This window comes from Acinetobacter sp. SFA, assembly GCF_001647535.1.
In the GTDB taxonomy this organism is placed as follows: domain Bacteria; phylum Pseudomonadota; class Gammaproteobacteria; order Pseudomonadales; family Moraxellaceae; genus Acinetobacter; species Acinetobacter pecorum.
Genome location: NZ_LSZI01000001.1, coordinates 24,592 through 50,770 on the forward strand (window position 1 = coordinate 24,592; position 26,179 = coordinate 50,770).

Here is a 26,179-nt window from a genome sequence, read left to right on the forward strand (position 1 = left end):
GATGAGCACGCATACTTCAGACATTTTTCAGACACCGACTGAACTAAAACGAGAGCAGTTGAGCTTTTGCCCAACCACTGCCAAAGCTTTACAGGAATGGGTTGCAGGAATTTCAATTCTACAACTGGGGAATTCATCCAAATCCCTGTTTAATGCCCTATTGGAAGTTTCTGAGCTAAAATGTACAGAAACCCAGCGCTTTGACCTGATTCAGATTTTACATCCAACTCTTGAAAATGTTCTGACCAGCCTGGAAAAGCATTTCGTCAATCAGGGACTGATAACATCGGATCGTAATGACCAGATTATTGAGCTGGCCATGCTGCTGCGCAGTCATTTTGCCAAAATTTATATCGATATCGTTAAGCGCTGCAATCATCAGCTGACGCATCAGAAGTTTTCGCTGTTCTCTCTGGGTAAAAAGAAAAGCATTCAAACTGCCCGGATGGTCTCGATTTATTATGCACTGCAGCAACTTACACTTCTGTTATATCAACAGCATATGCTTTATAGCACGCCAGGACTGGGACAATGGCTGGCCGCTCACCAACTGCTTGAATGTGCCATAGATAATAATTTCTATCAAACCAATATCAATCAGGTATTGGGCACCCAGCATGAGATCCAGAATATTGCACATGCCTATTCACAACTGATTTTACTGGATATTTTCAATACTCATCAAATCCGGCCTGCAGAAATCCAGGGGCTGTATTTGTGTAGTTTTGACTGGGCCAAACTGGTACAGATCCTGCCAAAGGAAACCACATTATCCCGTTATGTGGTTGATGCCAGCAAAGATCATCCGCCGATCTTTAATTCCCATCAGGAAGCCCAGTTTCAGCCAAGCTTCTATATTTCCACCCAGAATCTGATGGATCATTTAACCGGCACCCAAAGCAAAAATGCCCAGTATCTGTCACGTAATGAAAAACTGTTTCTGACCCCTGCTCTGCATTTTCATATCTATAACCTGCTTTCCAATAATGTCGAACGTCGTCATGAACGTTATGAGTATTCAGCGCAGATCAATATCTGCTTTGGCTTAACGGTAGCGCATTTTTACCTGTCTAAAGGCAAAAATTTTAACGAAACACTCGAACTTGGTGCCAATTACAATTTCCAGAGCGAAAGTAGTTTTGTCAGCTCGTTGGAAAATGCCATTCCAAGTGGTTTTAGCAGCATTAAGGCGCTCGATCGTGAAACCAAACAGATCCATAGTGCTGAAGTTCTGGATATTAGTGTCAATGGTTACCGGATTAAATGGACCGACGTTACCCCTGCCAACCTGAAAACCGGTGAATTCATCCTGGTTCAGGAAAAAACCCAGAGCCAGTGGCGTGGCGGTGTGATTCGCTGGATCAAGCAGTCAACGGATAAAAGCCTGGAAATTGGCCTGGAAATTCTGGCACAAGAGCTCTTCCCTTGTGCTGCCTATACCCGTACCGAACGCCATCATGTCAATTATCAACCGGCACTCCTGGTGAAAATGACGCAACTAGATGAGGTTTCGACCAGTCTTATTGTTTCTGGCTCACAGATGTTTAGGGAAAAACAAACCATTCATTTACGTCTCGGTCAGGAAGAAATCAAAATCTATCTGACCAAAGCACAACTGATTACACAAAGTTTCATCCGTTTCGATTATGAATTACTCAATGATCAGGAAGAAGAAATGATCGAAAACTTTATCGATCAGCATATGAATGAAAGCAGAAATCATGATTTATGGGAAGCATTGAAGTGAGAAATCCATTATTGTCTAAAAAGTTAAAACGTACTGAAACACGTTTACTCATTATTGATGATAATCAAATTAGATATAACCAAATCTGTGATCTTCTGACGAATAATGATTATCAGGTCAATGCTGTTCTGCTAGATGACCTGAAATCTTTTGAAAAGCAGTTAAATTTCAACTGGGATCTGATTATTTTTGGCCGTGCATATGACCTTAAATATGAACAGGCCTTAAGTCTGGTGCGTCTTTCGCAGCAACCCAATCTGCCGATGATTTTGCTTAAACCAGATGATTACCGCGCTGAACAATATGCACAATATATCCATAAAGGGATCTATGACATTCTCAATTTCGATTACCTGGAACGCTTTTATGTGGGACTGGTTCGAGCATTGTCATTCAGCCGTTTATCGCAGACCCAGCAATATTTAATGAATGAACTGGAAACGGCACAGATTCAGGCACAATCTTTAGTAGATGACAGCAACCGGGCTGTCGCAACCATTCAGGAAGGGATTCATATTCAAGCCAATGCAGACTACCTGAAACTGTTTGGCCTGCAAAATGAAGATGAAATTATTGGGTTACCACTTCTGGATCTTCTTCAGCCTTCAGACTTAAATGATTTCAAAACACGTTTCAAAAAGATTTCTCAAGGTCAGTTTGATTTAGGTCGGGTCGAAATCCAATCCCTTAATCCGCAGGTATCAGCATCGGGTCCTTTAAAACTGGAATTCTTGCCCTCAACCTCTGAAGAAGATGCAGTGCAAATTAGCATTGATACCCAGTCGCAAGCCGTTACTACCGAGAAGACTGCAGGAAAACCAAGCACCTTCCAGTTACTTAAGCGCGAACTGAACAAGCAGTCTGCACCTGCTAATGCCTTGGTCACTTTCTCCTTCGGTGCTTATGACCCGGAACTTCTGCAATCTGACTGGACCACTTTTAGTGGGTACTTTAATACAGTCAAAGAGTTCCTCATGGAGCAGACCCGACTTCCACTATTTAAACTCGAATATGACGTCATTGTTGGTTTGTTCCAGGCAGATTCTAAAGCAATTCTTGAATCCAAACTGATCAGTTTAAATGCCTTAAGCAAGCCACAACTCATTACAGTAGGACAAAAGTCATTCCCTCTGAATTTACGCTTGGGCTATGTCATGCTTGAACAGGGATTGCAGGATGAAATACATTGCAATACATTGATTGCACAAGCATTCTCTACTCCATTACCTCAAGCAGAAGTGGCGTCTGAATTTAAACTCGACATTCCACCTTCATCGAGCACTCCAAGCTCTTTAGATATGCCGAGTATAGACTTCAGTGTTGCTGACAAACCAGTTGCCAGCCCAACAGTTGCGACGATCAGTCCAGCAGTCACCTCTCTTCCGAGCACCACACCTTCTATTTTAAAAACTTTAAGTGAATGTCTGGAACGTGGTGAAATTCATCTGAAATATCAACAGCTTTATGATAAAGAAGATACTGATCTGTACACGTATGAAGTGACCAGCGGCTTTATCTTTGAAAATAAATGGCAGGATATTTCCAATCTTGTAGAACTTCGTGAAGATGATGAGCTGTCCATTAAACTGGACCGCTGGATTCTGGTAGAATCCAGTAAGCAGCTACATAACTTTATTGTTCAGTATCCAGATGCCCGTTTAATCGTGAACTTAAACCGTGCTGTACTGTTTAAAGACCGTACTTTCCCTGAATTTATTTCCAAACTGATTACGATCATCCGCAGTAAGCAGCAGCATCCGCTCACCCTACAGTTTTCTGAAGAAGATATCTTGATGAACCAGCAGGATGCCCAGAAATACCTGAGAAATTTACGCGAGCATGGTGCACGAATTTCACTGCGTGACTTTGGTCATTCTATGTACAGCGAGACTTTATTGCGCGAGTTCGATATCAATGCCCTGTCCTTGCACACCGAATTGACCCAGATGCTCAACAGTGACACCGGTATTGAGCAATTGCAAGAAAAAATCACCGGCTATAATGATATTAAGCCAGTTAATATTGTGATTCGTGAACTAAATGACATGACCTTGTTTGCCAATGCCTGGAATGTGGATGCCCGCTTTATTGAGGGTAATTATTTCCAGAAAAAACTGGATCATTTAATAGATGTACAAGAGCATTAACTACTTCTCCACACCTGAAATTCAGAAAATGAGCTTATAGTTTTCTGAATTTCAGGCACAAAAAAACGGGCTTGAAGCCCGTTTTTTTCATTTTGGGTATTAACGTTTAACAGAACGTGACATACCAGCAAAACGTTGTTTGAACTTGTCGATACGACCGCCAGTGTCAACATTCTTTTGCTTACCAGTATAGAATGGGTGGCAAGCTGAACATACGTCTAGATAAAGAGTTTCTTTACCAAGAGCTGAACGAGTTTCGATTACGTTACCACATGAACAAGTAGCAACTAAAGTATCATATTTTGGGTGAATATCGGCGCGCATCGTCGATTACTCCATTAGGTTCAAGAAGGTTTAGCTGTCATCGCTATTGATCACTCTCAACTGAGGAAGCAGGAACAATGTTCATGCAGATCAACACCACAACAGACCATTCTTTTGGCCCACCGAGACGGATACCGTCAGAGCTAAGCACAACAAGTGGGCATTATTATACGTGAAACGAATGCAATATGCGAATTATTCTTCTGCTTCTGCTGCTAATTCTGATTCATCCTCTTTGGCCCACAGATTAGCAATAATTCCGCACACCATTAGCTGAATCTGATGGAAAATCATGATCGGCAAAACAATCATACCTAATGGCTGACCAATAAATAAAATTTGCGCCATCGGCACTCCACTGGCCAGGGTTTTTTTAGAACCACAAAAGAATGCCGTTTTCTGATCAGCGCGGCTAAAGCCCAGCCAGCGCGGAATATAAAGTGATAACAGCATTACAATGGTAAGCAATACCGAGCAGGCCAGTAATAGCAATAACAGGGTACCCAGGCTAACCTCATTCCAGAGTCCGGCCACTACAGCACTGCTGAAAGCCCCATAAACCACCAAAAGAATCGAGCCTTGATCGAAAATCTTGACGATTTGTGGCACCTTCATCATGTAAGGATAAATCCAGGGACGCAAGACCTGCCCAAGAACAAACGGCACCAGTAGCAGCAATGTAATCTGGATAATCGAGGTGGTCGGATCAAAATCATGTTCAGATTGGCCAAGAATAAAAAATGCTACCAGGACCGGAGTAATAAACATACCAATGAGATTGGAAAAAGAGGCACTACACACAGCCCCGGCGACGTTACCATGTGCCACTGAGGTAAAGGCAATCGAAGACTGCACCGTAGAGGGCAAGAAACACATAAACAGGAAGCCCCAATACAGCTCCTGCCCGAGCATCGGCAATAAAATTGGCTTGGCTAAAAGTCCTAAGATTGGAAACATGACGAAAGTCAGTGCAAACACTAAAGTATGTAATCTCCAGTGCATAATGCCTTCTACAACTGCCTCGCGAGATAATTTGGCACCATGCAAAAAAAACAGGATGGCAATGGCTCCTGTTGTTATCCAGCCAAAGACTTCAGCCGCTTGCCCCGAAACGGGCAATACACTGGCCAGCAAGACCATCACAAATAACAGTATCGTAAAACGATCCAATGCCAAGAATTTAAGCATATCCCTTTAATCCCTCAAATTTTAGATTTTATTGTTTGATATAAAAATGCCCGGCTATCTTAACAGATGCCGGGCTGATACTACGCATTCAGCTTGATGTAATATTTTCATCTATACATGAATATGTTTCATATATTTCACCACACCACGCTTAGTTGTTACGTGCATCCTGATCCTGCTGGATCAGCTCGATTTTATAACCGTCTGGATCTTCTACAAATGCAATCACAGTCACGCCACCTTTCATCGGGCCGGCTTCACGTACGACGTTACCGCCACGCGCTTTAATTTCTTCACATGCCTTGTAAGCATCATCAACTGCAATCGCAATATGACCATAGCCATTGCCCAGCTCATAGTGGTCTGTATCCCAGTTATGCGTCAGCTCCAGCACAGTATGATTTTCTTCATCGCCATAACCGACAAAAGCCAGGGTAAAACGACCTTCTTCGTAATCACGCTTACGAAGCAGAGTCATGCCAAGTACTTCAGTATAGAACTTGAGAGACTGTTCTAAATTGCCTACACGTAACATGGTATGCAGCATGCGCATATTAATCATCCTTTTGTACAGATTGTTGTTGGTGTTCACCGAGCAATTTTGCAACCCAGACTACCAGAATCAGAATGGGGATCCCGATTAGAGTAGTCATCAGGAAGAAGTTCGGATAACCGATATGGGTGACTATAGTACCCGAATATCCGCCTAAAATCTTAGGCGTCAGGGTCATGAGAGAGCTAAAAATCGCATATTGAACGGCGGTAAATGAGACACTGGTCAAGCTCGACAAGAATGCAATAAATGCAGCACCTGCAAGCCCGGCGGCCAGGTTATCGACAATAATGGCAAAATAAAGCCACTTGTCGCTATACGGTTTAATTACCTTACCACTGACCTCGACTGTATCTGAACTGTTGCTCTCTACCACTGCTAAAGGTTGGATATCAATATCCAGATTCGGGGTATGGGTCAACTGTTCATTGACCTGATAAACATGGGTTGTTTGTTGCAGTGCCTGACCATCTTGCATCAAGACTGCACTGATAATATGTGCGGGTGACTGGATCAGTTGCTGTGCTGGAATCGCGGCAGTAAATATGCCCTCACTTTCCAGTTTCGCATCAATATTCTGGTCGTTAATCTGCAACACGATCTTTTGATTTTCTGGCAGTGCTTTACCGACATACTGGCCACGCACCACAATGGTCTTGTCCTGTTCAGCAGCTGTAAGCGTATTATCACTCGTAATCGGCAGGATCTGTAACTGGGTGCTGCCCGGTTTTTCAGTTAAATACGGCATACTGACTTGTACCGGGGCCTGATCAGTAACATCTCCATCCAGATAAGCAGCCGATACTTGTAACTGCTTGCTTTGCGCCAGCACGGCACTCGGTAGCTCCAGCTTCCAGTAACCAACTTCATCTGTATCTGCCTGATAAACCTGATTAGCCACCCTAACTTCAACAGCGGCCAGTTGTTCACCTGACTTGACCAGCCCAATAAAAATGAGATTGGTCAAACAGGCCAGTAGAGCACCGACAAACATCAGTTTCATGATATTCATTTTCTGGGCCAACAACCCACCCAGAAATCCACCGATCAAAGAGAAAATAACGCCATAAACTTTGACCGCCTCAGCGATTTGCTCTTTACTGAAATTCAGGTCCTGATAAAAGACATTGGAAATCACCCCGGCAATAATATCGGAAACCCGATAAAAACCAATCAGCAATAACAGCACCAAAGCCAGCTTCAAACCATACCGTTTAAAGAAATCGGCAACCGGATCAACCCAGGTTTCATAGGCCATCTGCTTGTTGACTGCACCCATTTTTACCAGGCTGGTGCCAACGGCAAAGGCTACTGCACCCGAGCCAATAAAACGTAAAGCTTCAAAACAGAACAAGGCAAAGGTATCTTGAATGGCAAACTGTTCCGTGACGCTGGCCACCAGATTGCCCGAATAGACATAGCTCAGTACAAAACTGATGACCGCAACAAAAAACACTGCGACCAGACGAAAATAGTCACTGCGTACATAGTGCTTGCGTACCCGGTTAACCTGTGGTTCCCGGATGGACAGTGTGGTGACAATACCCACCATCATGACCGCAGCCATCGCCATATAGGTCCATTTCCAGGCATCATAAATATAGTTGCCTTTCGCCGTACCCAGATAGGCAGCCAAAAATAATGCCCCGGCACCTGCAACAATCATCCCGATCCGGTAACCGGCATTATAGGTGGCAGCCAGCACAGTCTGCATCTGGGTTTCTGCCAGCTCGATCCGGTAAGCATCAATCACAATATCCTGCGTTGCTGCGGAAAAGCCGAGCAGCACTGCCCCCAGTGCCATTTGCTGTAAATGGGTCGTTCCTAGCGCAGGATCAGAAAATGCCATAATCAGAATGGCACAGACAATCAGAATCTGGGCGATCAGCAACCAGGCACGACGGCGTCCCAGGGCCTTGGTCAAAAAGGGCACTGGCAGTTCATCAATGAGCGGAGCCCAGACAAATTTAAAAGAGTAGCCCAATGCCGCCCAGCTAAAGAAAGTTACAGCACTTTTGCTGATTCCGGCCTCACCTAACCATAAAGACAGACTGGAAAAAATCAGAAGAATCGGCACACCAGCCGAAAATCCCAAGAACAGCATAATCAAGGCACGTCGATCTAAAAATGCTGTAAATGCGGATTTCCAACCCGTCGTTTGTGTTGTCATTGCTTTATTATTTTCCGCAGAAAAACCAATTGCTGCTATTCAATCCTGTAATAGCGTATCTTTCAACAAGATTTATATATTTATCACATTTCCGGTTTTTATTTTCTGGGAAAAGCGACATGTTGGCTTGAATTTTTCAAGTAAATCTGTATACCTTAACTCTCATCAACGTAATATTTCGTTTTGGATTTTCAACAGTGACCCAGAGACTCGATCAAATTAATTCTTCTATCGCCAGCAACAATACGACAACACCAGAAAATATCCGCTCAGATTTACTCATCTCGGCATTTGAACAAAGTGAAATTCAAAACACCCTTGAGCATACCCGCTTAAAATCAATACAACTGACGCATATTCCTAATCTAGAAAAAATTCCTGCGTCTACCAAAAGGATCAAGCCCCTGAATAATTTTCTGGGCCAAGATCGTGCACGTGCTTCAGTCGAGGCCGGGATTGCCCTGCCTTATTCCGGTTATAACATTTTTGCCGTCGGTACAGCAGGTCTCGGTAAACGCACTATGGTGAAGCGTTTGCTACAGCAGCATGCCAAAACCATGGATACTCCTAACGACTGGGTCTACGTCAATAACTTTCAGAACCAGCGTCAGCCGCTTGCACTGGAACTGCCTCCTGGGCAGGCACCAAAATTTCAGGCGATGTTAAATCAAAGCTGGCAAACCATCCTGAAACAGCTTGAGCGCCGTTTTACTGCTGAAAGCTATCACAACCGCATTGAAATGATTCGCCAGGAAACCGGGGATGAACAACAACAGGCACTGATTGAACTCACCAAAGAAGGTGCAGAACTGGATCTGAAGCTGATCTCGCGACACGATGAGCACTGTTTTGTACCTGTGCATTTGATCGATGACAAATTGCAGGAAATGTCTCAGGAAGATCTAAACGCATTAAGCAACAAAGATCGTGCCGAACTCGCTTCCAACATGCGCTATATGGATAAAAAGCTGGAACGTCTAGGGCTACATCTAGGTGATCTGGAAGATGATGCACGCGATCGCGTACAGGTGCTAAATCGTGATATTGCCAAGCAGGTGGTTCTGCCACGAGTAGAACAGATTCTGGCAAAATTCAAACATGTGGAAGGTCTGGAAAACTACCTGAAATATTATGCTGAAGATATTATTAACAATGTCGAAATTGTGCTGGAACAGGAAGAAGACGATTTCACTCCGGCACTGTTCAGTCGCGTTCCGGCACGTTATCAGGCCAATGTGATTATCACACACAAGCCGAACAGTGGTGCGCCGGTGATCTTTGAAGATTTTCCAACCCATTACAACTTGCTGGGTCATGTAGAACAGCTGACCCAAAATGGCACGATCACGACTGATTTTACCCTGATTCGTCCAGGCAGTTTACATAAGGCCAATGGCGGCTTCCTGATGCTGGAAGCAGAACAACTGCTGGAACAACCTTATGCATGGCAAGGTTTGAAACGCGCGCTTAAATCCGGGCATTTAAAACTGTCTTCACTTGAACATATGATCACGCTGACCGGCAGTATTTCGATCGAACCTGCATCGATTCCTTTAAATATCAAGGTGATCTTGCTGGCAGAGCCTGAAATTTATTATGAAATTTTAGAGCTTGAACCTGAACTGGGCAGCATCTTTAAAATCCGCGCTGACTTTACCGATACATTACAACGTAATGACGACAACGAGCAGGCCTATATGCAACTGATTGCCGACTATGTGCAATCCGATAAATTACTGCCTTTTGACCGGTCTGCTCTGGCCGCATTGCTTACCGATTCCAGCCGTCAAGCTGAAGATCAAAGTTCATTGTCATTACATGCCCTGACACTGGGTGATCTGATCCGTGAAGCACATCATCATGCTTTCAAGGCAGGTGACAAGATGGTTTCAGAAAAACACATCAATACCGCACTGGATCACCGCAAATATCGTCTCGGCTATTTACGTGAACTATACTGGCAGGATCTGACCCGTGGTACCCAACTGATTGAAACCCGTGGCCATCGTCTGGGACAGATTAATGCCCTGTCGGTGATTCATTATGCTGATGTTGAATTTGGTCTGCCTTCACGTCTGACGGCTTCGGTTTATCAGGGTGGCGGTGATATTCTGGATATCGAACGCAGTGTAGAACTCGGTGGATCTCTGCATGCCAAAGGTGTGTTACTGATGGCGTCTTTCCTGAAAGCACATTTCGGTCGTGAACAGACCTTGCACTTCTCTGCCGCATTGGCCTTCGAGCAAAGTTATGGTCAGGTTGATGGTGACAGTGCCACAGTGGCAGAACTTTCAGCTCTACTTTCGGCCATCAGCCAGTTACCAATTGATCAGTCCTGGGCCATTACCGGGTCTATGAACCAACTAGGTCAAGTACAGCCAGTAGGTGGCGTGAATGCCAAAATTGAAGGTTTCTTCGATGCCTGCAAGCTACAAGGCCTGACCGGTAAACAAGGTGTAATTATTCCGCGACAAAATATGCAGCATCTGATGCTGCGTAAAGATGTCACCCTTGCCGTGGAAGAAGGTCAGTTCCATATTCATGCAATTGATACCATTGATCAGGCATTAGAAATCCTGATGGCTCGACCAGTGGGTACGCTGGATAAAAAAGGACGTTATAGCAAAAATTCAATCTATGCCGCAGTGATGGCACAGCTGGATTATTGGCAAGCGATTGAAGATGGTGCTGAACTGGTTGAAGTACCAAAGAAAAAGAAAAAAAAGAAGAAGAAAAAGCAAAAAGATAAAGCACCTGTACAAGAGGTCCAGGCCGATTCAGAGGTCCTCGCTGCTACCTTGGCCGCTGAATCAAAAGAACTTGAAAAGACTAAGGAACAGCCAGAAGACTGATTTTGTTCTGCTTGCATTTCTCACTCATAAAAAAAGCGCTTCTGATATGAAGCGCTTTTTTTATTTCTTGGACTTAATTTAAATCTAAATTAAGCTTCAGGTGCCGGGCTGTACTGTTCAACCAAAGGCTTTAACTCACCTTTCTGGAACATGTCGAGCATGATATCACTACCACCGATCAATTCACCATTGATCCAAAGCTGTGGAAACGTCGGCCAGTTGGCGATTTGCGGTAACATCGCACGAATGTCCGGGTTTTCCAGAATGTTTACATAAGCAAACGGACGACCAATCTGACTGAGTGCTTCTACTGCACGAGCAGAAAAACCACATTGTGGAAATTGCGGTGTGCCTTTCATGTAAAGAAGTACTGCATGTTTTGCAATTTGGTCACGAATTAACGCTTCGGTATCGCGTGCTTGTTCAGTCATTGATAAATCCTCAACTCATCTGTCTCGCATTATACCCAAATCCAAGCAAAACAGTATGTCTAAAGCAATATTTCCAATTTTATTTACAATTGCCCTTTAAATCTGAGCGAGTTTTTGCTTATATAAGTTTTTCTTTCCACCTAACAGTTAAGAGTTAGTCATGAATAATATTACCCTCGCACCGGTACAACCTGATCAACCGTCTCACTTGATGCCCGTTTTTGGCCGTCAACCGATCAGCTTTGTCCGAGGACGGGGTGCATATCTTTATACTGAAGATGGTACAGAGTATTTTGATGCCTTAACCGGAATTGCAGTATGTGGTTTAGGTCATGCGCATCCTGTGCTTGCCGAAGCGATTGCCGACCAGGCAGCGACCCTAATTCATACCAGTAACCTGTTTGAAGTGCCTTGGCAAACCGCCGCTGCACAAAAACTGGCTGAAGTAGCGGGGATGGAAGAAATATTTTTCTCGAACAGCGGTGCAGAATCCAATGAAGGTGCAATCAAGATTGCGCGTAAATTTGGTCATATGCAAGGTATCGCTTCTCCAAAAATTATTGTAGCGGATCGTTCTTTCCATGGCCGTACTCTAGCCACCCTGTCTGCCACAGGTAATAAAAAAGTTCAGGATGGCTTTGGTCCGCTAGTTGAAGGTTTTATTCGTGTACCTTTTGGTGATATCGAAGCGATTGAAGAAGCTGCAATCAACCATCCGGATATCGTAGCCATTTTGATTGAACCGATTCAGGGCGAAGGCGGTGTTAATACCGCACCTCAAGGTTTCAGCTATCTGGAAGAGATTCGTCACATCTGTAACCAGCACAACTGGCTAATGATGCTGGACGAAGTTCAAACCGGTAATGGTCGTACCGGTAAATACTTTGCTTATCAGCATACCAATATTGTTCCGGATGTACTTACCACTGCTAAAGGCTTAGGTAACGGTTTCCCGATTGGTGCAGTCATGACCCAAGGTCGTGGTGTTGGTGTACTAACTGCAGGAAATCACGGTTCAACTTATAGCGGTACAGCACTGGGTTCGCGTGTGGTCTATACCATTATCGACATCATGCAAAAAGAAAATATCGTGGCCAATGCTGCTGAAAAAGGTGCCTATATTGTTGAGCAATTGCGTAGCCAGCTTGCAGATCACCAAGTAACTGTACGCGGTTTTGGTCTGATGATCGGGATTGAATTGCCTAAAGACTGTGGAGACCTAGTTAATATTGCACGCGATGAATACAAGATGATTATCAATGTCACCGCAGGCAATGTCGTTCGCCTGTTGCCTACCCTGAACATTACCCAAGAACAGGCGGATCAGCTGATTGAACGTCTGGTCACAATGATTAAAGCTTATTTGGCTTAATACACCAGCCTGAAATTAAAAAAGCCGCTTTAAAGCGGCTTTTTTATTATTCTGCATTCTATGAGGCATTTTGTAACATACGTCCACCAGAAATCTGGCCAAAATATTGTTTCAAGGTTTCAAGGCAACGAAGAATTTTTGTAGGTTGTTGTTCACGTTTCGGCATGACTGCATAAAGGGTAATCTGAGGAAGTCTCCATTCAGGCAAAACTTCAACCAAGGTACCATTCAGCAAGTCTTTCTTAGCATCAAGATATAGAATTTTAGCAATACCATTCCCCTGCAAGCACATTGCTTTTGCGACCAGACCATTATTGGTACTGAAACGGGATTTCAATTCAAACTCTGCTTTTTCCGCGGTATTGACATGCTGAAAATGGAAATACTGGTGGTTTTTGATATGCGTTAAAGGCATCACGTCATGATTTTGCAGATCCTCAGGTCGTGAAATAATCGTACTCTGATTAATATAACTTGGTGCAGCCACCAGAATCTGCTCAATCTGCATCAATGGCACAACCTCAAGGTTATGCTCATCGATTTTTTGTTCGAATCTCAGGGCGATATCAATACGTCCTTCTAACAAATCAACCTCATGATTGTTTGTTTCCAGATGTACTGCCAGGCCACGATGTGCGGATATCCAGTGAGAAAGTGCAGGAATCACATGATTTGCACACAGTTCTGGTAAAGATACAATGCGCAGTTCACCCACAAGATCATCACGTAACTCATTGATCCGGACTTTACCACGTTCAGCAGCAGATAACATTTCTTGACAGCTATGAAAAAAAGCTTGTCCCGCTTCGGTCAGACTTAATTTTCTCGTCGAACGATTTAAAAGTATGACTTCCATATCTTGTTCTAATGAGCGAATCTGTTGACTAACGGCGCTGGTCGTAATTCCTAATTCACGGGCAGCACCGCTAAACGAGTTTTTCTCCACAACACAAGCAAAGACACCCATTGCTCGAAGCTGATCTAACATAAATTTCCCTCTAAACTTATGAGGCGCTCCATCATTTGATAAAAGCAACTTATTGTATTATACGGTGAAATTTTCAGTTTGCATTATTTTTTTAATTGTTTGGCAGCACTGTAGCTGGATTAATAGGTTTGCCGTCTAAGCGCACCTGAAACTCAAGCATGTTCCGGGTGGTCCCTGTCGATCCCATTTCTGCAATTTTTTGACCTGCAGTTACATTTTGACCGCTTTTCACATTCATTTTACTATTATGTGCATAAGCTGTGATATAGCCATTGACATGCTTGATCAAAACCAGATTACCATACTCTTTCAGGCCGTCTGCAGCATAAACCACCTGCCCGTCTGCTGCTGCAAATACCGGATCACCGACATTGCCAGCATAGCGAATGCCCTTGATATTAGACGCCAGATTATACGGTTGTAGAATCGCCCCATTAGACGGTTTTACCCAACGCAGGCCTGCTGCGGTAGATACAGGTGTTACCGGCGCAGCTGTACTGACACGTGGTGTCGTCTGTACTGTCGTTGCGGGCGCGACTGGTGCTGGTGCAGGCACTGCAATTGTTTGGCGCTGGATTGGCGCTGCCTGTGTCACTGCCTGTGTACTAGTACTACGGCGTGCAGTATTATTTTTCAGACGAATCGACTGTCCCACATAAATCCGGTAAGGTGCACTGATGTCATTCATCTCGGCAACACTGATATAGTTCAACCCATAACGTGCTGCAATACCACTCAATGTATCTCCTGAACGCACCGTATAGAAATCAGGAGCCGTTGCATAGCGTGTCGCATTATTCACCTGAGGTTTGGTGGCACAACCGGTAAATATTCCTGTAGAAATAACAACAGTCGATAAAACCAGGGTTTTAATCAGGGCGGCAGGTGAAGCTACGACACATTTCGGTAACACCAAGAACATTATCTTCCTCTCTAATGCTATACGGTTGCAAAATTTCGTTAAGATTAGCAAAGTTTTACGGCAATATACTTGTAATCGCGAGTTTTTCACAAAGTTATAACACTAAGGATGCATTTTCTGCTAATTGTGTTTGCAAATTCCGCAAACTCTCATAATTGGTGGCATCCATCTGGATGGGGGTAATACTGACATAGCCATTGGCTACTGCAGAGAAGTCTGAATCAATCTCGCTATATCCTGGTTTAGGTTCTGCGACTGCTTCTCCGGAGAGTCCAATCCAGTACACTTGGCGACCGCGCGGATCCACATGATTCATCACCGGTTTAGACTGACGGCGACGACTTTGATAAGTGACCTTTTCGCCCTGTAATTCAGCCACATCTGGAATATTAATATTAAAAATATGACGCTCAGGCAGAACAGGCAAACCGCGAGCAATAAAATCATGTACCCATTCGGCGGCCAGCTGATAATCCTGCGTATATTGATAGCTGCGTACATTCGGCCCACTCAATGATACGGCAATCGCAGGGTTTTTACTTAAACGGCCTTCAAAAGCTGCACCGACCGTACCAGAGTACAATACATCATCGCCCAGATTCGCACCGCTATTAATTCCACTGACCACCAGGTCAAACTCAAAATCAAACAGGCCGTTCATTGCCAAGTAGACACAATCTGCCGGTGTGCCATTGACAGCCCAGACATCTGGGGAAATCTGGATGGGGCGTAGAGGGCGATCCAGAGTTAAAGCACTGGAAAATCCGCTGCGTTCACTTTCGGGTGCCACAATCACTACCCGCCCCAGAGGTTTTAAAGCTTTTGCCAAAGCCTGAATACCGGGTGCCAATACACCGTCATCATTTGAAACTAAAATATTCACTGAAAAAATCTCGTTACTTTAAAAAATGACTAGTTAGGACATTTCATTGTATTAGTACAGGAATTATATATATTTATGGCTCGACATCCATCTTTATAATATGTGGCTCAAGATGATTAAAAAATTCCCTTTATTTGGTGCTTTAACTTTAAGCCTGACAGTATTCATTTCCCCTTCCGTCCTAGCGACCGATCTGACTGTTGAAGAAAACGATACCATCGTCAAAGAAGATATTGCCGCAGCACAGGTCATGACCGAAGTTTGCCCGGCCGTGATTGGTCAAAATGCAAAATTGGACAGTACAATTCAACAATTGATCCAGTCTTATCTTGCAGAATATTCAGATAAAGGCATGAGCTATACCAAGTTGCAGGCTGACAGCGAATATAAATCCTTGCTTGAAGAAGCGCGTCAGGGTGCCAAACAAACTGCAAAGGACGAGCAAAAAACAGTATGTGAAGAGGTCCTAGACTACCAAGGCTAAGTAATTTACTTTTGAGAAATAAGATGATGTGCACATCATCTTATTTCGCTTACAGATTTCTTCACATTTCTACAGCTTCGCTACATTTCCCCACTTTTCAATTGCAAAAATAAGTTTAAGCTAGGCAAATTATTGTTCTAAATCTTTTTTTTGAGTTTTTTAATGAAAAGTCCATTATTTCAGGCTTTGGCCTTCTGTACAGTTTCCGCAGCAACTTTTTTCGGAACTTCCGCCTTCGCAGCCGATGAAAATATTAATGTTACTCCAACCCAGAAAGTGACCAAAGAGGAACTGGCTGCAATTTATGTTCTTTCAGAAATCTGCCCAAGCGTGGTTAAAGACAAGTCACAATTCAATCAAGGCTATAATAAGCTGGTGACAGAATATATGCCGGGTCAAAGCAATCCGGTGGAACGCTTAAATCAGATGGCAAAACAGAAAGATTTCCGCAATATTCTGGCTGAAGCACAAGCAGATGCCAAAAAAGCTGGGAAGCAAAAAAATCAGGTGATTTGTGACGAATTAACCACATATTAAAATTAAGCGATATTTGTGCCGATTACTTACAATACTTTTGAAATTAGACTGGGTTTCCCATAGAAGTCAGCCTAGCTTTGTCCTAAAATGCTAGGCTCTTCGTGCTTACATCAAGATATTGGAACCCACTAGAAATGACCCCAAAAACTGCCCTTGCTGCATTATTATTAATTCCTAGTTTCAGCTTTGCAGCAACTGTCTTATCTGCACCACCAGAATTGAATAATAAATCTTATGTGCTGATGGACTTCGAAACAGGGCAAATTCTCGCATCTAAAAATGAAAATGAAAAATTAGCCCCTGCTTCCATGACCAAGATGATGACCAGCTACATCATCGAGCAGAAACTATTGAGTGGTGAGCTGACTGAAGACGAACAGGTCCGTATGAATGAATCTGCATGGTGCCGCGGTAGCAGTGCGGAATCATGTATGTATGTACCTTTAAACGGTACGGCAACTGCGCTGGAAATGCTGCGCGGAATTATTATCCAGTCTGGTAATGATGCCTCTAAAGCAATGGCCGAACATATTGCAGGGAACGAGGGTACCTTTGCACATATGATGAATCAGGAAGCCAAACGTATTGGCATGACCAATACCAGCTTTATCAATTCAACCGGTATGCCTGCTGAAGGACATTATTCGACTGCCAAAGATATGGCTACATTGGCACAGCACATCATCAAAGACAGTTCAAAGTATTATCCGATTTATGCGGAAAAAGAATTTACTTTTAATGGGATTAAGCAAGGTAATCGTAATGCACTGCTATATACTGACCCAAGTGTAGATGGTTTAAAAACCGGTCATACCAATGAAGCTGGTTATTGTTTGACAACTTCTTCAAAACGTGGCCCTACCCGATTAATTTCAGTAATTTTTGGTGCACCAACCATGCAGGAACGTGCGACTCAGACACGTGAGCTGCTTGCCTGGGGTTATGCCAACTTCGAAACCAAAAATGTTCAGCCTGCCAAACAGGTACTCGCCAAAGCCAAAGTCTGGTTCGGCAAAGAAGATGAAGTCCAGATTGGCCTGGCTGAGAACTTTAATGTGACCATGCCAAAAGGTCAGGCCAACGCAATAAAAACCCAACTGGTGGTACAGCCTAAACTGACTGCACCTTTACAGCCAGGTCAGATAGTAGGTAAATATGTAGCCACTCTAGATGGCAAAGTAATTGCTGAAAAACCACTGGTTGCACTACAGGCAGTTGAAGAAGCAGGCTTCTTTGCACGTATGCTGGATCATATCAAGCAATTCTTTAGCAACCTGTTCTAAGTATTAATTTATAAATACTGTTTCAGACTAAAGCCAAAGCATACATTCCTGGAATGTATGCTTTTTTATTTTATAATGATCATAAATTTTCAGGGTAGTACTGACATGAGCCAAAATATTCGTTCTTATCTGAATACCACTCCGCAAGTGGCAGATTCCTGTTATATTGATCCCATGGCCGTAGTCGTGGGTGATGTAATTTTGGCTGAAAACGTCTCAGTCTGGCCTTTTGCCGTGATTCGTGGAGATGTTAACCATATCCATATTGGCAGAAATTCTAATATACAGGATCATGCCATGCTGCATGTTAGCCATAAGAAAGCCGACCAACCGGAAGGTTCACCCCTGGTTATTGGGGAAAATGTGACAATTGGTCATCACGTAACGCTGCATGGCTGTACCATTGGCAACCGTGTTCTGATCGGGATTAATAGTATTATTCTGGATAATGTGGTAATTCCGGATGATGTCATGATTGGTGCAGGAACTTTAGTACCACCGAATAAAGTTTTGGAAAGCGGCTGGCTCTATGTGGGGAGTCCTGCAAAAAAATTAAGACCTTTAACTGAAAAAGAAATAGCATTCTTGCCCTATTCAGCACAAAATTATGTAAAAGTTTCCCGAAACTATCTTGGATAAATAAAAATATTTATATCTCAATATATTATTTTAATCCTATTAGTTTAATGCTTGTTTAAAAACAAGCATGACTGGAGAATTAAAATATTTATTGCGGTCTATTGTTTCAAAATTAAACCAGCGACAGATGAAGCTTTCGTGCAAGCATGGAAAACACGTACAGAAGGGATTCATCTGGTTCTAGGTTCTTTAGGCTATCGCCTCCACAAAAACAAAAAGACCGGTGATTATATGGGTTATGCTCAATGGCCAAGCAAAACACAGTGGGAAAATGCCGGCTTTAACTATCTCAATTCACAAGAATATTTAAGTATAAGAAATCAGGGGAAGTAATGCGTGAAACCGTTATTTCAAGTATATTAGAATTAATCTCGGCATCATCCAAAATCAAATTCTTAAAATTTACTTGAAATATACCATTTCTCAAAATTGTAATATTAATTTTCAAACAATTTAATAAATTAATATTAATATTATATCTATTAAATACTTACTATGATTAAATTAATTTTATATAAAATTAGATACACATTATTAATATACATCCTATCAAGTATCAGTTAATTTCACCAAATAAGATTATAATTAAATATTATAATCTCAGATAATTTCATAACCGTCATAAGAGATTAATTAAAATGAAAAAATTATCTATTATCATTTTATCTTGCGTAGCATTATCTCCATTTTTTGTAAATTCTGCTTCCGCAAAAAAACCGGTAAACCAATGGACATGTGAGGACTTTCTTGTATTGGATGCTAAGTACCAACCAACTGCTGTTGGCGTAACTATAGCTTTAAATATGAATAATAAAGGTGTAGAAAATCAGATTATTGATACACAAGGTATTGAAAAGGTTACACCTATTATGGTTCAAGAGTGTAAGAAAGATAAAAAACAAAGCTTTAGACAACGTTTGGCTAAAGAATGGGCTAAAATAAAATAAGCCCTTCATCTGTCTTTTTATATAAAAAACAGTAATTAAAACTAATTACTGTTTTTTAGCTCTTTACGATTGATCATTATATTTTTTTCACCAATCATTTTAGGTTAATTAAATCCAGTGATTTAAACCATGAAGCATATTCTTAACCCTTTATTAAATACAATCCCTCCTAGATCTTTTATAGTTTTATAAAATATAAATTTAAATTAATAAAAATTTTATTTACAGCCCCTCATTTTATTACTTTAAAGATAATTAATTCATTAAATCTAATCCATTCATTTACATAAATTATTAAATATAAGACACTTCATTTCAGGGGCCTAAATCTTACAAAAATAAATATTTAACTGTTTAAACTTATTGTGAAATTGTCTATATTTTCACCTAGATCATCCTAAAGATTTAGAATATTTTAAATTATATAAGTAAGAGTGGAGAATACTTCCATGTTGAAAATAAAAAATCTGATTTCAAAAACCATAGTCAGCTGCATATGCTTGGGTTCCGCATATGTGTTCGCTTCTCCCGCTCCAGCCAATCAGGATAAAACCCTGTTTTCTGATATTGCAGCAAAAACACCAGGTACACTGCTGTCTATAAAAGAGCAAACTCCCGATCTCTTTACCAATGCTTCACAACGGTTTTTAATTAATTATCGCAGTCGTGGAGTAAATGCCGAGCCTATCGTCACTTCTGGATTCATTTTATTGCCTAAAGGCAAGGCACCCAAAGGAGGCTGGCCTGTACTAGCCTGGGCTCATGGTACAACTGGGGTGGCCGATACCTGTGCACCCTCTGAGGATTATGTGGGCGGGCCAGTACATGTCTACCAGCAAATTGCAGCAACGGCCCTAAATGCCTGGCTTGCGCGTGGTTATGCAGTAGTCGCACCCGACTATCAAGGTTTAGGTACGCCCACCTTACATCCCTATATGAATGCCCAGAGCCAGTTGCATACTGTAGTGGATGCTGTAAGAGCGGCCCATTTTTTAAAGCCCTATCAGTTTAGTAAAGACTGGTATGTCATGGGACATAGCCAAGGTGGTGCTGCCACTATTATGGTAGCCGCACATGGGCAAAAATATGCACCAGAATTCAAGCTTCGGGGAGCAATTGCTCTTGCGCCAGGAGGGTATCAATATCAGGGAATTGCTGAATATGTAAAAACTCATCCACAGATTTCATCGAGTGTTGCTTCGTTTTTTCCTATTGTTCTTTTAGGTGCTGAAGCAGCAGATCCAACGCTTAACCCTACGAATCTCGTTAGCCCCGAGATGAATAAAATTCTTACTTTTGCACGTAGTCGTTGTTTGTCAGAATTGCAAGATGACTTAAAGCAAGCGCCCAAAACAGTTTTCAAGCCCGATGCCAATCTGACACCTTTGATTACCTATCTAAAAAAACAGTCAATTGAAAATATGATCCCTACCGTACCTGTGATGCTGGTACAAGGTGATAAAGATCAACTGGTCGATCCTCGTGGAACTTATGCTTACTTTCAGCAAATTTGTAAAATGAAAAAACCTATCGAATTCCATGAAGTTAAAGGTGGAGATCATCGTGATTCCCTAAGACAGAGTCCCACCCTGATTGGCAACTTTATTAATTCTGTGGACCAAGGGAAATTTCAAAGTAACTGTAATCTAAAATAATATAAAGTATTGAGCCGTCTAGTCAGAGCTCAATGCATAGATGCGATTGAAAATATATTAAAGCTCCTTTTTCAAAGGGGCTTTTTTACAAACACATTTTCGCATATTTCAGCCAGGTGTCAGCCTATAACCTTATTTAATAGCGAGAATTTTAATGTTTTTCCTTTATTTATACCGCTCGATTCCTTTTTAAAATCTCGATTATTTACAGAATCAAAGAAATCCTGCCCTTCACATAGCCACACACCCCAAAATTTTATACAATAGTGCATCCTTTTCCATGGTGCTGCCTTATGACCGCTTGGACTGCTCACGTCACTGTCGCAACTGTTGTTGAAAAAGACGGAAAGTTCCTGTTTGTAGAAGAACATGCTGAAGGTGTGATGCACACAGTTTTTAATCAGCCAGCAGGTCATGTCGAATGTGGTGAAAGCATTATTGAAGCTGCCATTCGTGAAACTATGGAAGAAACAGGTCATACCGTGGAAGTAAAACACTTGTTGGGTATATATACCTATACTCCACCGATGTTCCCTGACCGCACCTATTACCGTTTCTGTTTCTTGGCCAATTCCATCGCCTATGATCCGAATGCCACTTTAGATACAGGCATTGTCGGTCCAGTGTGGATGACGCTTGATGAACTGATTGAGTCTGCTCGCGCACGTAGCCCACTGGTAATTAAAGCCGTGCAAGATGCACTTTCAGGTCAAAAATATCCTTTATCGCTCATTTACGAGCACCAAAATTCTCCCTTAATTTCAAATTTGGATGCCTAATCCTATGCAACAACGTGTCATCGTCGGTATGTCTGGTGGTGTAGATTCATCTGTGTCTGCAGCACTCCTACTTCAACAGGGTTATCAGGTTGAAGGTCTTTTCATGAAAAACTGGGAAGAAGATGACGGCACAGAATACTGTACGGCAATGGAAGATCTTGCCGATGCACAAGCCGTTTGCGACAAGATCGGGATTAAACTGCATACTGCCAATTTCGCGATGGAATACTGGGATCGCGTCTTCGAGCATTTCCTGGCAGAATATGCAGCCGGACGTACGCCTAACCCAGACATTTTATGTAATAAAGAAATTAAATTTCGTGCCTTTCTCGATCATGCAGTGAACCTGGGTGCAGACTTTATTGCGACAGGTCACTATTGTCGTCGTGGTGAAACCATGACCAACTCACGTGGTGAAGAATATGCACCGCTACTGCGTGGTGTGGACAATAACAAAGACCAGACTTACTTCCTGCATGCTGTCCATGGTCGTGAAATTAATAAGACTCTGTTCCCTGTTGGCGAAATTGAAAAGCCACAAGTCCGTAAAATTGCAGAAGAATTAGATCTGGTTACGGCCAAGAAAAAAGACTCGACTGGGATCTGTTTTATTGGTGAACGTCGTTTTAATGACTTCTTGAAGCAATATTTACCCGCTCAACCCGGAAAAATCGTACTGGAAGACGGTAAAGAGGTTGGTGATCATCACGGCTTAATGTACTATACGCTCGGTCAACGCGGTGGCATTGGTATTGGCGGTATGAAAGGAGCTGCTGAAGGCGCCTGGTTCGTATTGCATAAAGATATCGAAGGCAATCGTCTGGTGGTCGGCCAAGGCCATGAACATCCTCTCATGCAAAGTACTACACTTTGGAGTGAGGCAATTGACTGGGTGGCAGGTGAGCAGGATATTCCTGAAACAGGTTTCCGTTGCACAGCCAAAACCCGTTACCGTCAGACTGATCAGGCATGTACTGTGTATCAAGATTCAGAAGCGCCGAATGGTGTTCGTGTTGAGTTTGATGAACCTCAACGTGCGGTGACCCCAGGTCAAAGCGTAGTGTTCTATTCAGGTGAAGTTTGTTTAGGGGGTGGTGTGATTCATCATACCAATGCGCCTAAACCTGATTTTATAAAAGGATGAATTCGGCATGACGGAGTTACCATTTCAACCAGCCACAACGTTGAATACTCGTCAAAATCGTGCTTTGGCATTAGCGGGTGTGTTTCAGGCCACCCAGCTAACCCATATGACAGCGGTGACAGGTCAGCAAAGCATTGGTGAAAGTGGTAACTTCTATTTTGAACAGTTAATTAAAGCCAGTCTTAATATCCGCCCCGGCAGCAATCAGAACGCCCAGACATTAGACTTTTTTAACCAGTTGGCCGATGTTTCCTTAGGTTTAAAAACATTAGAAAGCAGCCTGATTCAGCCCTTCAACACTTCCCCCAAATCCAGAATTCCAAAACTTTCCAGTACAAAACTTCCAATGACCTATGCAATGGCACTTCTTCAGTTAGAAAAGAAGGTCTATAGCAATCCCAAATTTGTTGAAATTATTGAACAGTCCCAACAGAAAATTCTCAGACAGCTTTCTTTCTTTGATAATAATTATCTGCACCCCAGCATCATTGCCAATCTAGCTCAAACCTATGTCGATACTGCCGGACAGATTAATCCGCGCATTATGGTACGTGGCAATGCCGAAGCCTTTAAAGATGCCGGACACACCAATCGCATTCGTGCGTCTTTATTTACCGGTTTGCAAATGGCACACCTGTGGCGTCAGCTCGGTGGCAGCTCTTGGGGCATGGTATTTGGCAAACGCAAGTTGCTACAAGATATTCAGAATCTAGCGCGTTTACAGTTTCAGGTGGTTTAACTGATGCTGCACGTGTTTCGTTTTACGTTTAATTCCAAAATCTAAGGAATCGATATGAACGCTTTAACTGCACTTTCTCCATTAGATGGACGTTACGCGAGCAAATGTGATGCTCTACGTCCCTTTCTTTCTGAGTTTGGTTTAATCCATGCTCGTGTGACTGTTGAAGTGCGTTGGTTACAAGCGCTTGCAAACCACCCGGAAATTACTGAAGTTCCGGCGTTTTCAGGCGAAACTAATGCAGCGCTTGATGCGATTGTGAGCGATTTTTCTGAAGATGATGCCAATCGCATCAAAGAGATCGAACGCACCACCAATCACGACGTTAAAGCGGTTGAATATTTCCTGAAAGAAAAAATCGCTGGTATTGAAGAACTTAAAAATGCCGGTGAATTCATTCACTTTGCATGTACGTCTGAAGATATTAACAACCTGTCACATGCCTTGATGCTGAAAAGTGGTCGTGATGTACTGGTTGCATCTATGCAGCAAATCATTGATTCAATCGTTGCGCTTTCTGAAAAACATGCAGACCAGCCAATGTTGTCTCGTACTCACGGTCAAACTGCAAGCCCGACGACTTTGGGTAAAGAAATGGCGAACGTGGCTTACCGTCTTGCACGCCAAATCAAACAGTTCAAAAATGTTGAGCTACTGGGCAAAATCAATGGTGCAGTCGGTAACTACAATGCGCACTACTCTGCTTACCCAGACATCAACTGGCCTGCGCATTCACAAGCATTTGTAGAGTCTTTGGGTCTAGATTTCAACCCATACACCACTCAGATCGAGCCACATGACTACATGGCAGAACTGTTTGATGCGCTTCGTCGTTTCAACACAATCCTGATCGATTTTAACCGTGATGTTTGGGGTTATATTTCGCTTGGTTTCTTCAAGCAAAAGCTGAAAGATGGCGAAGTCGGTTCTTCAACCATGCCACATAAAGTGAACCCGATTGACTTCGAAAACTCTGAAGGTAACTTAGGGCTTGCCAATGCTGTACTTGCCCACTTAGGTGAAAAACTTCCAATTTCTCGCTGGCAGCGTGACCTGACTGACTCTACTGTGCTTCGCAACATGGGTGTTGGTTTTGCGCAGAGCTTAATCGCGTTTGAAGCGTGCTTAAAAGGTATTGGCAAACTTGAGTTGAACGCTGCGCGGATCAATGAAGATCTGGACAATGCACAAGAAGTATTGGCTGAACCAATTCAAACTGTAATGCGTCGTTACAACGTTGAAAAACCGTACGAAAAACTAAAAGCACTTACTCGTGGTCAAGCCATGACTCGCGACATGATGGTTGATTTCGTAAATGGTAACGAGTTGGAAGCTGTTCCTGCTGCTGAGCGGGCGCGTTTAGCAGAAATGACTCCTGCTACTTACACAGGTAATGCTGCAGATCAGGCAAAACAAATTAAGGACTTGATCGCTAAAATTTAATTCAGACGATTAAGACTAAAAGCGAAGCTCCGGCTTCGCTTTTTTATTTATAATTATGATCAGTTTAAAATAATTGCATAAGACGCCGATGATAGATCATCAATTAAGTAGCAAGCATTTTGTCAGTTTAGCGATTCTGGCAATCGCAGTTATAGTGGCCAGCATTCAACCTTTAGAAATAGAGTCATATTTGCTCCATCAAGCGGGCACAGTTTTTATGGTGCTGATGCTACTCCTCTGCTTATATAAGATTGGAATAAATTTTCTCAGTTTTAATCTTTATATTCTTTTTCTGCTGATCCATGTGGTGGCAGCCCATTATCTGTATTCTTATGTGCCATATAACCAGTGGATTGAGCAAATTTTTGGTTTTAATCTGAATGAAACAATGCATTGGTCACGCAATATGTTTGACCGTTTTGTTCACCTGGCCTACGGATTATTACTTTATCCTGTTTTTTATCGTTTGTTTCAAGTCTGGATTCCACAGCAGAAACCACTCACGATTTTTCTTTTGGTTATTCAATTTGTGATGGCCGGCAGCCTGATTTATGAATGGCTTGAATGGTTCATTGCTATTCGTCTGTCTGCAGAGGATGCGGAAAACTATAATGGACAGCAAGGCGATATCTGGGATGCACATAAAGATATGTTACTTGCAACCATTGGTGCCATAATCACAGGTAGCATCATGTTAATACAGTCGGATAAACAGTCTTCCTGACACTATCTTCTAATTTTATTAAAAAAATCATTTATATAGAATTTTATTTTCCACAATTAAATTTGACTTAAAATTGATATTAATTTTTAGCATAAAAATATTTATAGGAGACTCCCTGATAATAAAATGCTCTATTAATGGAAAGTTAAAATAAAATTTTAACTTTATTAATTCAATTTAATTCTGAGCAAGATAAAAGTAAAACCAGGACATCATTTTCCTTATTTG

General features: G+C 42.4%; 24 protein-coding genes. 16 read left to right on the plus strand and 8 right to left on the minus strand.

Annotated features, from left to right (window positions below; translation table 11 throughout):
- The first annotated feature begins 1 nt into the window (after nucleotide 1).
- The gene (locus tag AY607_RS00105) at nucleotides 2–1,747 is read left to right on the plus strand and encodes a hypothetical protein (RefSeq protein WP_064101383.1); all 1,746 of its coding nucleotides are present in this window, start codon (nucleotides 2–4) and stop codon (nucleotides 1,745–1,747) included.
- A complete protein-coding gene (locus AY607_RS00110) occupies nucleotides 1,729–3,894 on the plus strand; it encodes an EAL domain-containing protein (RefSeq protein WP_064101384.1) in 2,166 nt (721 codons plus the stop codon). Before AY607_RS00105 ends, AY607_RS00110 begins: the two co-directional genes overlap by 19 nt.
- 99 nt (nucleotides 3,895–3,993) lie before the next feature.
- Here AY607_RS00110 and rpmE read toward each other — a convergent pair whose 3' ends face one another.
- From rpmE to AY607_RS00125, 4 genes are all read right to left on the minus strand, one after another.
- Nucleotides 3,994–4,218 carry a 50S ribosomal protein L31 gene (gene rpmE / locus AY607_RS14745; protein ID WP_081406336.1) on the minus strand — a complete coding sequence of 75 codons (225 nt, stop codon included), beginning with the start codon at nucleotides 4,216–4,218 and terminating at the stop codon, nucleotides 3,994–3,996.
- A 195-nt stretch (nucleotides 4,219–4,413) separates the two neighbouring features.
- Nucleotides 4,414–5,406: a bile acid:sodium symporter family protein gene (locus AY607_RS00115; protein WP_064095465.1), complete on the minus strand. Its 993-nt coding sequence runs from the start codon at nucleotides 5,404–5,406 to the stop codon at nucleotides 4,414–4,416.
- 151 nt (nucleotides 5,407–5,557) lie between these two features.
- Nucleotides 5,558–5,959, minus strand: coding sequence for a lactoylglutathione lyase (gene gloA / locus AY607_RS00120; RefSeq protein ID WP_064095466.1), 402 nt, complete (start codon nucleotides 5,957–5,959; stop codon nucleotides 5,558–5,560).
- A 1-nt stretch (nucleotide 5,960) separates the two neighbouring features.
- Entirely contained in the window at nucleotides 5,961–8,129 is a 2,169-nt protein-coding gene (locus tag AY607_RS00125; RefSeq protein ID WP_064101385.1) for an AmpG family muropeptide MFS transporter, read from the minus strand.
- 197 nt (nucleotides 8,130–8,326) lie between these two features.
- On the opposite strand from AY607_RS00125, the gene AY607_RS00130 reads away from it, so the two are divergent.
- The gene (locus AY607_RS00130) at nucleotides 8,327–10,981 is read left to right on the plus strand and encodes a Lon protease family protein (RefSeq protein ID WP_064095468.1); all 2,655 of its coding nucleotides are present in this window, start codon (nucleotides 8,327–8,329) and stop codon (nucleotides 10,979–10,981) included.
- Nucleotides 10,982–11,070: 89 nt separating this feature from the next.
- On the opposite strand, the gene grxD is transcribed toward AY607_RS00130, so the two are convergent.
- Nucleotides 11,071–11,412, minus strand: coding sequence for a Grx4 family monothiol glutaredoxin (gene grxD / locus AY607_RS00135; RefSeq protein ID WP_064095469.1), 342 nt, complete (start codon nucleotides 11,410–11,412; stop codon nucleotides 11,071–11,073).
- A 160-nt stretch (nucleotides 11,413–11,572) separates the two neighbouring features.
- On the opposite strand from grxD, the gene AY607_RS00140 reads away from it, so the two are divergent.
- Nucleotides 11,573–12,784, plus strand: a complete 1,212-nt coding sequence (locus AY607_RS00140; protein ID WP_064095470.1) for an aspartate aminotransferase family protein — start codon at nucleotides 11,573–11,575, stop codon at nucleotides 12,782–12,784.
- A gap of 58 nt (nucleotides 12,785–12,842) precedes the next feature.
- Here the strand turns inward: AY607_RS00140 and AY607_RS00145 are convergent, their stop codons facing one another.
- From AY607_RS00145 to surE, 3 genes are all read right to left on the minus strand, one after another.
- Nucleotides 12,843–13,772 (minus strand): LysR family transcriptional regulator, encoded by a 930-nt coding sequence (locus tag AY607_RS00145; RefSeq protein WP_064095471.1) that lies wholly within the window; start codon nucleotides 13,770–13,772, stop codon nucleotides 12,843–12,845.
- Nucleotides 13,773–13,863: 91 nt separating this feature from the next.
- A complete protein-coding gene (locus AY607_RS00150; RefSeq protein ID WP_064101386.1) occupies nucleotides 13,864–14,694 on the minus strand; it encodes a peptidoglycan DD-metalloendopeptidase family protein in 831 nt (276 codons plus the stop codon).
- Nucleotides 14,695–14,788: 94 nt separating this feature from the next.
- A complete protein-coding gene (gene surE, locus AY607_RS00155; RefSeq protein WP_064095473.1) occupies nucleotides 14,789–15,577 on the minus strand; it encodes a 5'/3'-nucleotidase SurE in 789 nt (262 codons plus the stop codon).
- Between the two features lie 112 nt (nucleotides 15,578–15,689).
- On the opposite strand from surE, the gene AY607_RS00160 reads away from it, so the two are divergent.
- The 12 genes from AY607_RS00160 to AY607_RS00215 all read left to right on the plus strand — a co-directional run bounded on the left by AY607_RS00160 (nucleotide 15,690) and on the right by AY607_RS00215 (nucleotide 25,951).
- Nucleotides 15,690–16,061, plus strand: a complete 372-nt coding sequence (locus tag AY607_RS00160) for an MCR_0457 family protein (RefSeq protein WP_064095474.1) — start codon at nucleotides 15,690–15,692, stop codon at nucleotides 16,059–16,061.
- Nucleotides 16,062–16,223: 162 nt separating this feature from the next.
- Entirely contained in the window at nucleotides 16,224–16,598 is a 375-nt protein-coding gene (locus AY607_RS00165) for an MCR_0457 family protein (RefSeq protein WP_064095475.1), read from the plus strand.
- A gap of 134 nt (nucleotides 16,599–16,732) precedes the next feature.
- Complete coding sequence (gene dacC / locus AY607_RS00170) at nucleotides 16,733–17,881, plus strand: D-alanyl-D-alanine carboxypeptidase PBP5/6 (protein ID WP_064095476.1); 1,149 nt, start codon at nucleotides 16,733–16,735, stop codon at nucleotides 17,879–17,881.
- Between the two features lie 105 nt (nucleotides 17,882–17,986).
- Nucleotides 17,987–18,520 (plus strand): gamma carbonic anhydrase family protein, encoded by a 534-nt coding sequence (locus AY607_RS00175; RefSeq protein ID WP_064095477.1) that lies wholly within the window; start codon nucleotides 17,987–17,989, stop codon nucleotides 18,518–18,520.
- 51 nt (nucleotides 18,521–18,571) lie between these two features.
- Nucleotides 18,572–18,853 carry an antibiotic biosynthesis monooxygenase gene (locus tag AY607_RS00180; protein ID WP_081406337.1) on the plus strand — a complete coding sequence of 94 codons (282 nt, stop codon included), beginning with the start codon at nucleotides 18,572–18,574 and terminating at the stop codon, nucleotides 18,851–18,853.
- A 305-nt stretch (nucleotides 18,854–19,158) separates the two neighbouring features.
- Nucleotides 19,159–19,467 (plus strand): acid-activated periplasmic chaperone HdeA, encoded by a 309-nt coding sequence (hdeA, locus tag AY607_RS00185; protein ID WP_064095478.1) that lies wholly within the window; start codon nucleotides 19,159–19,161, stop codon nucleotides 19,465–19,467.
- 449 nt (nucleotides 19,468–19,916) lie between these two features.
- The gene (locus AY607_RS00190) at nucleotides 19,917–21,122 is read left to right on the plus strand and encodes an alpha/beta hydrolase family protein (RefSeq protein ID WP_064095479.1); all 1,206 of its coding nucleotides are present in this window, start codon (nucleotides 19,917–19,919) and stop codon (nucleotides 21,120–21,122) included.
- A 293-nt stretch (nucleotides 21,123–21,415) separates the two neighbouring features.
- On the plus strand, nucleotides 21,416–21,901 hold the full coding sequence (locus AY607_RS00195) for an NUDIX hydrolase (RefSeq protein WP_064095480.1): 486 nt from the start codon (nucleotides 21,416–21,418) through the stop codon (nucleotides 21,899–21,901).
- Nucleotides 21,902–21,905: 4 nt separating this feature from the next.
- On the plus strand, nucleotides 21,906–23,045 hold the full coding sequence (gene mnmA / locus AY607_RS00200) for a tRNA 2-thiouridine(34) synthase MnmA (protein ID WP_064095481.1): 1,140 nt from the start codon (nucleotides 21,906–21,908) through the stop codon (nucleotides 23,043–23,045).
- Between the two features lie 7 nt (nucleotides 23,046–23,052).
- Nucleotides 23,053–23,784 carry a high frequency lysogenization protein HflD gene (gene hflD, locus AY607_RS00205; RefSeq protein ID WP_064101387.1) on the plus strand — a complete coding sequence of 244 codons (732 nt, stop codon included), beginning with the start codon at nucleotides 23,053–23,055 and terminating at the stop codon, nucleotides 23,782–23,784.
- Nucleotides 23,785–23,838: 54 nt separating this feature from the next.
- Nucleotides 23,839–25,227 carry an adenylosuccinate lyase gene (gene purB / locus AY607_RS00210; RefSeq protein WP_064101388.1) on the plus strand — a complete coding sequence of 463 codons (1,389 nt, stop codon included), beginning with the start codon at nucleotides 23,839–23,841 and terminating at the stop codon, nucleotides 25,225–25,227.
- Nucleotides 25,228–25,315: 88 nt separating this feature from the next.
- Complete coding sequence (locus AY607_RS00215) at nucleotides 25,316–25,951, plus strand: DUF2238 domain-containing protein (protein ID WP_064101389.1); 636 nt, start codon at nucleotides 25,316–25,318, stop codon at nucleotides 25,949–25,951.
- Nucleotides 25,952–26,179: the final 228 nt, after the last annotated feature.